Annotated in this window: 8 protein-coding genes and 1 pseudogene; 3 read left to right on the forward strand and 6 right to left on the reverse strand. The window is 72.4% G+C overall.

Annotation, left to right across the window (positions count from 1 at the left end):
• Positions 1-9 precede the first annotated feature (9 nt).
• Entirely contained in the window at positions 10-255 is a 246-nt protein-coding gene (locus AB0M16_RS32975; protein WP_365349584.1) for a hypothetical protein, read from the reverse strand.
• A 165-nt stretch (positions 256-420) separates the two neighbouring features.
• Entirely contained in the window at positions 421-1,266 is an 846-nt protein-coding gene (locus AB0M16_RS32980) for an alpha/beta hydrolase (protein WP_365349586.1), read from the reverse strand.
• A gap of 233 nt (positions 1,267-1,499) precedes the next feature.
• On the opposite strand from AB0M16_RS32980, the gene AB0M16_RS32985 reads away from it, so the two are divergent.
• Both AB0M16_RS32985 and AB0M16_RS32990 read left to right on the forward strand, forming a co-directional pair.
• A complete protein-coding gene (locus AB0M16_RS32985) occupies positions 1,500-2,594 on the forward strand; it encodes an alpha/beta hydrolase (RefSeq protein WP_365349588.1) in 1,095 nt (364 codons plus the stop codon).
• Positions 2,595-2,804: 210 nt separating this feature from the next.
• Positions 2,805-2,990, forward strand: a complete 186-nt coding sequence (locus AB0M16_RS32990; RefSeq protein ID WP_365349590.1) for a hypothetical protein — start codon at positions 2,805-2,807, stop codon at positions 2,988-2,990.
• A gap of 55 nt (positions 2,991-3,045) precedes the next feature.
• Here the strand turns inward: AB0M16_RS32990 and AB0M16_RS32995 are convergent, their stop codons facing one another.
• Positions 3,046-3,609 (reverse strand): CGNR zinc finger domain-containing protein, encoded by a 564-nt coding sequence (locus AB0M16_RS32995; protein WP_365349592.1) that lies wholly within the window; start codon positions 3,607-3,609, stop codon positions 3,046-3,048.
• 283 nt (positions 3,610-3,892) lie between these two features.
• The gene (locus tag AB0M16_RS33000) at positions 3,893-5,527 is read right to left on the reverse strand and encodes an ABC-F family ATP-binding cassette domain-containing protein (protein WP_365349594.1); all 1,635 of its coding nucleotides are present in this window, start codon (positions 5,525-5,527) and stop codon (positions 3,893-3,895) included.
• Positions 5,528-6,032: 505 nt separating this feature from the next.
• On the opposite strand from AB0M16_RS33000, the gene AB0M16_RS33005 reads away from it, so the two are divergent.
• Positions 6,033-7,676 (forward strand): DUF6351 family protein, encoded by a 1,644-nt coding sequence (locus AB0M16_RS33005; RefSeq protein ID WP_365349597.1) that lies wholly within the window; start codon positions 6,033-6,035, stop codon positions 7,674-7,676.
• A gap of 202 nt (positions 7,677-7,878) precedes the next feature.
• Here the strand turns inward: AB0M16_RS33005 and AB0M16_RS33010 are convergent, their stop codons facing one another.
• Both AB0M16_RS33010 and dnaK read right to left on the reverse strand, forming a co-directional pair.
• Positions 7,879-8,832, reverse strand: a complete 954-nt coding sequence (locus AB0M16_RS33010) for an NmrA/HSCARG family protein (protein ID WP_365349599.1) — start codon at positions 8,830-8,832, stop codon at positions 7,879-7,881.
• A 40-nt stretch (positions 8,833-8,872) separates the two neighbouring features.
• A pseudogene (gene dnaK / locus AB0M16_RS33015) lies at positions 8,873-9,192 on the reverse strand (molecular chaperone DnaK); the annotation flags it as partial.

The following is a 9,192-nucleotide window of genomic DNA, read 5'->3' on the forward strand; positions in this document are numbered from 1 at the left end:
GCTCCTCGATCACACCGCGGGCCTCGCGGCCCGGCAGCACCGGGTGATCAGGGCGGCGGGCGTCGAGGGCCCGGTACCTTCGCGCCGTACGTCCATCAGGCGTCGCGCACCCTTCTCGACCTCGTCGAGGCGGCCCTGCACACCGGCCGCCTCGAACAGGCCCGTCGGCACGCGCTCGCGGCGGAGGAGGCCGGTCTCGCGGACGTCTCCCACCTCCTGTTCGCTGTCCCGGCCGGCCATGGCATGGGCGCTCAACTCCACCGTTCCCCCGCTCCGTTCGCCGCCGCCGCGGCGAACCCGTCCGGGTGGCGTGATCCAGAGACCAGATGTCCGTCCGGGGTGTCGTCACGCGGCAATCGCATGCGGAGGGTGCCAGGCCACGGGCGGGGGAGCGGGGAGCCGTTCCGCTCGGTGTCCCGGTCAGCCGGCGGTGGCGCGGGCGGCGCGCTCGATGACGTCGGCGACGAGGCGGGGGTGGGAGACGGCGACGGAGTGGGAGGCCGCCACCTCGGTGGTGCGGGCGTGGGCGCGCCTGGCCATGAAACGCTGGACGGCGGCGGGGATGTTGAGGTCCTGGGTGGTGACGACGGCCCAGGAGGGCTTGGTCCTCCAGGCGGCGCCGGTGGCCTTCTCCTCCAGCGCCGCCTGGGCGATGGGGCGCTGCGCCGCGGCCATGAGCGCCGCCTGGTCGGCGGGTACGTCGGCGGCGAACTGGTGCGGGAACTTGTCCTGTCGGATGTAGAGGTCGGTGGCGGTGGCGCCGTCGGCCTGCCGGTAGGTGACCGGGTCGAGGGCGTCGGGCAGCGTCGAGCCGGGGTACTTGCCGGTGAGCTCCAAGGCGCTCTCTCCGGGGGCTGGGAGGAAGGCGGCCACATAGACGAGGCCCTTGACCTGCGGGTCGTCGGTGGCGGCTTGGCTGATGACGGTGCCGCCGTACGAGTGGCCGACCAGGATCTTGGGACCCTTGACGTGGTCGAGGACGGTGCGCAGCGCGGCGGCGTCGGAGGAGGGGCCGCGCAGCGGGTTGGCAGCGGCGACGACCGGGTAGCCGTCGGCGCGCAGTTCGGCGACGACGCCGTTCCAGCTGGAGCCGTCGGCGAAGGCGCCGTGCTCCAGGACGATGGTCGGCCTGACGTGTCCGCCGGCCTGGTGGGGCGCTCCGTCGGCGGTGCCGCCGAGGGCGGTCGCGCCGAGCGCGAGCCCCGCCGTGACCGCCGCCACCGCGCCCGTCGTCCGCCGCTTGCGCCCACCGTTGATGTTGGCCATGCCGAGTTCCTTCCAGGTCTTCGGACGTCCCGGTGATTCCGGGTCCTTCGGCCAGGGAGAGCCGCAGCCACCGCCCTGCCGGGTTGTAAAAGTGGCACGCCATTTCGTCACCCGTCAAGCCGGTGACGAACGCGCGTCACTGGTTTGACAGGTGACGATGAGTGTGTGAAGGTCGATGGGCCACCAGCCGGCCGCGGGCCGGCCGCGCGAAGCATGCGACGGAGGGGTTTGTCATGATCAACAGGCGTACGTTCACCAGGACCGTCGGCCTGGGCACCGGTGCGGCCGCGGTCTCGCTGACCGGTCTGCGGTCCACCGCGTCGGCCAGGGGCGCCGCGTCCGACGCGTCCGGCACACCCGTCGGCGGCGGAACGTCCGGCGCGGGCGCCGTGCCCCTCGTGGACGGGGCGTCCGGCACCCACACCGCCTTCCCCGTGCTCAAGCAGGTGCGGGCGGGTGTCCTCGACATCGGTTACGCCGAGGCCGGGCCCGCCCATGGTCCGGTCGTCCTGTGCCTGCACGGCTGGCCGTACGACATCCACAGCTACGTCGACGTCGCCCCGCTCCTCGCCGACCTCGGGTACCGCGTGATCGTTCCCTATCTGCGCGGTCACGGCAGTACGCGGTTCCTGTCGCGTCGTACGCCTCGCACCGCCGAACAGTCCGCCGTCGCGCTCGACATCGTCGCCCTGATGGACGCCCTCGAGATCGACAAGGCGGTGCTCACCGGGTTCGACTGGGGCTCACGGACCGCGGACATCATCGCGGCCCTGTGGCCCGAACGCGTCAAGGCGCTGGTCTCGACCGGTGGTTACCTCATCACCGACCGCAAGGCGCAGCTGATGCCCGCGTCTCCCGCCGTCGAGCGCACCTGGTGGTACCAGTGGTACTTCGCCACCGAGCGCGGCAAGCAGGCGATGGAGAACGTCGACGAACGCATCGCCCTGTGCCGCTACGTATGGACGCTCGTCTCGCCCACCTGGGACTTCGACGACGCCACCTTCCGGCGTACCGCCGAGGCGTTCAGGAATCCCGACTACGCGGCCGTCGTGCTCCACAACTACCGCTGGCGCATCGGCCTGATCGAGGGGGACGGTCGCTACCGGCGCTACGAGGAGCGGCTCGCCGCACAACCGCCCGTCCAGGTGCCCACGATCACCCTGGACCCGGCCCTCGATCCCTTCACCCCGCCCGGAGACGGCACCGGCTACCGCCACCACTTCACCGGCCCCTACGAGCACCGCGCCCTCGCGGGCATCGGCCACAACCTGCCGCAGGAGGCGCCGGCCGCCTTCGCGCAGGCCGTCGTCGACGCCGACCGCCTCTGATCGCGCCGACGAACCGACGCCTTCGGCGGCCCGATGATCCGCGCCGATCGGCAGGAGCGGGAGCGGCCGCGCGTGCGGTGCGGTGGGCTTCGTGCCCACGCCGAGTGCAGGACCGTCACCGTCCGACGACCGCCCCCGCCTCCCTGTCACTGGCTCGACGGGTGATGGGCGGTTGATCGGCAGAAGAAACCCACGAAGGGGAGTACGGGCATGAACGAGGAGATCGCCGCGGACGCCGCCGCGGCGCGGTACGCACGCTACGGCAGGCTCCCCGAGCGCATTCGCGTCGAGGACATGACCGAAGAGGTGGAGGGCACGCCGAGGGCGGCCGCCGCCCACGACCCCGCGGGCTCGTGGAAGTACTACTCGTGCCTCGCCCTCGACCTGGGGCTGTAGGCGGCCGCCGGCCTGCCGTCGGTCCCGTCCTGCGGCGCCGGTACCGTCGGCCGGGTCAGCTCCCGGCCGCGGCCGGCGCCGTCTTCTTGCGCGCGCGGTAGGCCGCTGCCTTGATCTTGTTGCCGCAGGACTCCATGCCGCACCACTGTCGCCGCATCCCCCGCGAGCGGTCGACGTAGACCCGCGTGCACTCGGGGTTGCCGCACTCCTTGAGGAGGGGGACGTCCGGGCCGCTGAGCAGTTCGACGGCCTGTCGGGCGACGGTGGCCAGGGCCTGCGACGGTGTCGCGTCGGTGTGCCGGCCCGCCGGAGTGAGTTGGGGAGTCGCCGGGACCTGGCGCGCGGCGGCGTTGAGCACCGCGAGTGCCTGCCGGTCGAAGTCCTCGCCGAGGCGGCGATCGGTGACGAGTCGGTACAAGGCCTCGCGCACCGTGATCGCCTCCCGGACGTCGTCCTCTCCGGCGGGCGTGATGGCGTCCACCAGCCCGGACTCCAGATACCAGGCGTTGAGCCGGTCCGGCGTCACGAACATCTCGAACCGGGTCGACCGCCGGGCGCGCAACGTGGCCGCGAAGTCGAGCGCCGGGTGTCCGCACACGAAGGCATGGTCAAGATTCACATCACCATCTTGACAGGTGACTGCGGTGGGGTGCAAGGCTCGTCACGGTTCGGCCCTGCACCGGGACGCGCCCAGGGGGACGCGCCCGGAGGGACGGGTGCTCCGGTCTCCCGCCCCCCTTCCCGGCTCCAGCCGCAGCTCACGACGCTGTCACCGGTCGCCGGCCAATGGTCGCGAGCCGCCGGTCGCCGGCCAATGGTCGCGAGCCGCCGGTCGTGGCCCACGACCGCGACCGGCCCGCCGCCCAGGATCTCCGGTGCGGGCCGCGTCGCACGTCGGCGGCTCACATCGCCGGCTCTCCCGTCGCCTCGATCTTTCCGTCGGCCAGCCGCAGCCACCGGTTCACCCCGATCTCGGCGAGGAACCGCTCGTCGTGGCTGACCACCATGAAGGCGCCCCGGTAGGAGTCGAGCGCGCTCTCCAGCTGGCCCACGCCGACCAGGTCGAGGTTGTTGGTCGGCTCGTCGAGGAGCAGGAGCTGCGGGGCCGGTTCGGCGCACAGGACACAGGCCAGTGTGGCCCGCAGCCGCTCACCGCCGGACAGCACGCCGACGGGCAGATGGGCCCGGGGGCCGCGGAACAGGAAGCGCGCGAGCAGGTTCATCCGCTCCGCCTCGGTGCGCTCGGGCGCGAACGCGGCGAAGTTCTCCGCCACGGTGCGGTCCGGGGCGAGCAGGTCCAGGCGCTGCGAGAGATAGGCGACGCGCCCGTCGCCGCGCCTGATCTGTCCGCTGTGCGGGACGAGTTCGCCCGTGATCAGGCGCATCAGCGTGGTCTTGCCCGCGCCGTTGGGGCCGGTCAGGGCGATGCGCTCGGGGCCGCGTACGGAGAGGTCGATGCCGCCCGCCGCGAAGACGTCCTCCCCGTCGTGCCGGACCTGCATCCCCTCGCCGAGGAAGAGGTTGCGTCCCGCGGGTACCTGGGTGTCGGGAAGGTCCAGGACGAGGCGCTGCTCCTCGCGCAGCGCCCGCCCGGCCTCGTCGAGGCGGGCCTTGGCCTCGCCGACCCGGGACGCGTGCATCTGGTCGGCCCGGCCCGCGGACTCCTGGGCGCCGCGCTTCATGTTCCCGGCGAAGATGCGCGGCAGCCCGGCGCTCTTGAGGTTGCGGGCGGCGTTGCTCGCTCGGCGGTCGGCACGCTCGCGCGCCTGCTGCAGCTCCCGCTTCTCCCGCTTCAGCTCCTGCTCGGCGTTGCGGACGTTCTTCTCGGCGACCTCCTGCTCGGCGCGCACGGCTTCCTCGTAGGCCGTGAAGTTGCCGCCGTGGAAACGCAGTCGCGAGCTGCCGAGCTCGGCGATGCCGTCCATGCGGTCGAGCAGCGCGCGGTCGTGGGCGACCAGCAGCAGGAGGCCGTTGAAGTCCGCCAGCACGTCGTACAGCCGGTGCCGGGCGTCCCGGTCGAGGTTGTTCGTCGGCTCGTCGAGCAGCAGCACATCGGGCCGCTTGAGCAGTTGCGCGGCGAGGCCGAGCTGGACGACCTGCCCGCCGCTGAGCGTGCTCAGGCGGCGGTCGAGGGCCAGGCCGGCCAGACCGAGACGGTCGAGCTGGGCACGGGTGCGCTCCTCGACGTCCCAGTCGTCGCCGATGGTGGCGAAGTGCTCCTCGCCCACATCTCCGGACTCGACGGCGTCCAGGGCGCGGATCACGGCGGCGACGCCGAGCACTTCGGCGACGGTGAGGTGGCCGGTCAGGGGGAGGCTCTGCGGCAGGTGGCCGAGCGTGCCGCTGACGGTCACCGAGCCGGAGGCGGGCCGCAGTTCGCCGGCGATCAGCCGGAGCAGGGTGCTCTTGCCGGAGCCGTTGGGGGCGACCAGTCCGGTGCGTCCGGTGGTCAGGGTGAAGGACAGGTCGTCGAAGACCGGGGTGTCGTCGGGCCAGGCGAAGGACAGGTTCGAGCACACGACGGTGACGTCGGACATGGGGGAGACCTCAAGGGGCTGGGGGCGGACACAGCTCCGCCCCGGGCGGGCGTGGGGAAAAGGGGTACGACGAACGGGCCACTCCGGCGGCGCTTCTTCCAGCGCGCCCGGCGGCCGTCAGATCCGGATCTCACCCGGAGATGTCGTCGTCACCCACCACGTCTGCGACTCCTCGATACACGGTCAACGTCGTCGACAGGTTAACAGGCCGCCTCGCCGCTCCGTCGGAATTTCCGCGCCCCGGGGCTCGGCGCGACCCCGGTGCGCGCGTTGACAGCCCGTCGGCCACCATGCCAGCATCGTCACCAGTTAAACCGGTGACGGCGAGAGGGTGTCGACGGTTCGCGCCGTCCGCACGTGCGGACCCGGGGGAGCGCGCCGCCCCATGGCAGGGAGGCGCCCCCACCGACGCGCACTCCGCGGACGACAGGTCCACCGGACCACCGCACGGCTGACACATCCGCCCCTCGATCGACATGTCCGTACTTCCTGATGGGGGAAATCCATGAGACGACTTCTTCTGGCTGCTCTCGCGGCCGGTGTACCGCTGGTCACGGCGGCGGCGTACCTGCCGAACGCGGCCGCGCAGCCGGCGGGCGGCCCCGCCTCCGTATCCACACCGCTCACCTGCTCGCCCCCGTCCCTCGCGGCCCCGGCCGGCACCACGGTGGAGGACGTGACGGCGGTACGGCACGAGGCGGGCACCGTGGACGTGCCGGAGGTCTGGCCGCTGCCCGCGGACCACGTCGACGGCGTACCGGCGTTCTGCGACGTGACGGTCACGCTGACCCACCCGGGGGCGGGCGACCACGCCAAGGTGCGGGTATGGCTGCCCCTGCAGGGCTGGAACGGACGCCTGCAGACCCTCGGCGGCAGTGCCTACGCCGCCGGCGACTACGGCAAGGGCCTGGCCGACGCGGTCAAGAACGGCTACGCCGCCGCCACCACGGACGCCGGCGTCGGCACCTACCTCGACACCAGTTGGGCCCTGCGCACCGACGGCGAGGTGAACGAGGTGCTCCTGGAGAACTTCGCGAGCCGCTCCGAGCACGAGGCGGCGGTCGTCGCCAAGGAGGTCATCGGGCGCTTCTACGGCAGGCCCGCCTCCTACGCGTACTTCAACGGCTGCTCCACCGGCGGACGCCAGGGCTACATGGAGGCCCAGCGTCACCCCGACGACTACGACGGCATCCTGGCCAACGCGCCCGCCGTCAACTGGGACGAGTTCGAGGTCGCCACCCTGTGGCCGCAGGTGGTCATGAACCAGGAGAAGAACCACCCGACCCCGTGCGAGCTGGCCGCCTTCACGAAGGCCGCCGTCCAGGACTGCGACCCGCTCGACGGCGCCGAGGACGGCCTGGTCGGCGCCCCCGAGCGGTGCGACTTCGACCCGCGCAGCCTGATCGGCACCAAAGTGCTGTGCGCGGGACGGGAGTTGACCATCACGGCAGCCGACGCGACCGTGGTCCGCAAGATCTGGGACGGCCCCCGCACCGCGTCGGGCAGGAAGCTGTGGCCCGGCGTCCCCGTCGGCGCCGAACTGTCGGGCCTGGCGGGCACCACCCCGCCCGACGCCGACGGCGACGTCAAGGGCGCGCCGTTCCCCGTCCCCGCCGCCTGGGTCGCCACCTGGCTGGAGAAGCAGCCGTCCTTCGACGTCTCCACCATCACCTACACCCGCTTCACCCAGCTGTTCCAGCAGTCCCGGGCCGAGTACGACCGCGTCATCGGTACCGACGACCCCGACCTGTCCGCGTTCCGCGACTCCGGCGGCAAGCTCCTGACCTGGCACGGCGGGGCCGACGAGTTCATCCCCGCGCAGGGCACCGTGAGGTACCGCGAGCAGGTCGGGCGGACGATGGGCGGCACCAAGAAGGTCGACGACTTCTACCGCCTCTTCCTCGCCCCGGGCGCGACCCACTGCGGCCTCAACAACGGCAGCGGCGCCACCGTCGACGACCTCGGTGCCCTGGTGGCCTGGGTCGAACAGGGCAAGGCCCCCCGCACCCTCCCCGCCACCCTGCGCAACGCCTCCGGCGACCAGGTCAACCGCGAGCTGTGCCGCTACCCGCAGGTGTCCCGCTACGACGGGCACGGCGACCGCACCACCGCGGCCGGCTTCCACTGCGCACCCCCGCCCCGCCACTGACCCCAGCCCCGTCCCGGCCCGCGCCCCTTCCGGCGGGCCGGGCCGCCCGCGCCCCGCCGGGCAATTCCGCCGTTGAAGACCCACGGCGTGGGGAACGTGACCTGAGCCGGCAGGGCATGACCTGAGCCACCGGTGGAGGAGGACCTTCGGCGTCTCGGGGCGGCCCCCGGGGCGGCCGTCCTCAGGTCCGGGAGGATGAAGGTCACGCCCAGGCGGTCCGTAGCCGTTCGTGACGGGCGGCGAGCCAGGTGGCGAAGTCCTGGAGTGCGGGATCGAGTTCGCGTACGGCGGTGAGGTCCCGGGCCGCCGTGAAGCGATGCTCGCAGTCCGCGTAGTACTGGAACATGTTCCCCACCTCCTCGGCGCCGGGGAAGCCCTGCGCACGCCACTCGTCGGGAGTGAGGGGCCGGTAGCGCACCGGTTCGCCGACGGTCCCGGTGAGGGCTGCCGCCATGTCGGCGATCCGGAGGTGCTCCCCGGCGATGCTGACGGTGGCGGCGATGAGGTCCGTCCCGCGCCGGAAGACGGCCAGGGAGGTCTTGCCGATGTCGTCGACCGCTATCCCCGCGAGCCTGCTGTCGTCCATGGGGTACGTGAGCTGCAGGATGCCGTCGTCGCCGCGTCGCGGGGCGAGCGCACCGAAGAGGTTCTCCCAGAAGAACGTGGTGCGCAGGAACGTCGTGGGCACGGCCTGATCGGTGAAGTAGTGGTCGGCCTCGGCCTTGCCGTCGAAATGGGGCACCTTGTAGCGCTCCTGGAGGGTGGGCATCCGGTCGTCGTCGAGAGGTATGCACGCACGGGTGTCCTCGAGGGTGGACCAGATCGCGTGCTGTACACCCGCATGGGAGGCCGCCCGGGCCAGAGCGCGAGCCTGGGTCTTCTCCCGTTCGGCGGACATGTGCTCCCAGAAGTTCGTCATCAGGAAGGCGCCGTACGCGTGCTCGAAAGCCGGCACGAGGCTGGGCTCGTCGTCCATGTCGGCCCGCACGACCTCGGCGCCCAGCCGCCTGAGCTCCTGTGCCGGTGACGAGTCGGGGTGCCGGGTGACGGCCCGTACCGCGAACTCGGCCTCCGGGTCCGACAGCGCCGCACGGCAGAGCGAGCCGCCCTGCCGCCCCGTGGCACCGATCACCGTGATGATCTTCTTCTCCGTCATCGCCTGTTCGCCTCGCCCCGTCCTACCTCCGCCCGGGCCGTCAGGTGCGGTCGTCCGGCGTGTCCTCGTCGACGATCTCGGCGTCGACGACGTCGTCGTCCTGCCCCCGCTCCTGCTCCTGCGGCTGCGCCTGGCCGGCGTCGGCGCCACCCGCGGCCTGGGCGGCCCGGGCGTCGGCGTACATGGCCTGGCCGAGCTTCTGGGAGACGGCCGCGACCTTCTCGGTGGCGGTGCGGATCGCCACCGTGTCGTCGCCGGCGGCGGACTCGCCCTTGAGCTTCTCCTTCAGCTCGGCGACGGCGGTCTCGACCTCGGTCCTGACCTCACCGGGGACCTTGTCCTCGTTGTCCTTGAGGAACT

The sequence above is a fragment of the Streptomyces sp. NPDC051921 genome (assembly GCF_040680975.1).
GTDB lineage: Bacteria > Actinomycetota > Actinomycetes > Streptomycetales > Streptomycetaceae > Streptomyces.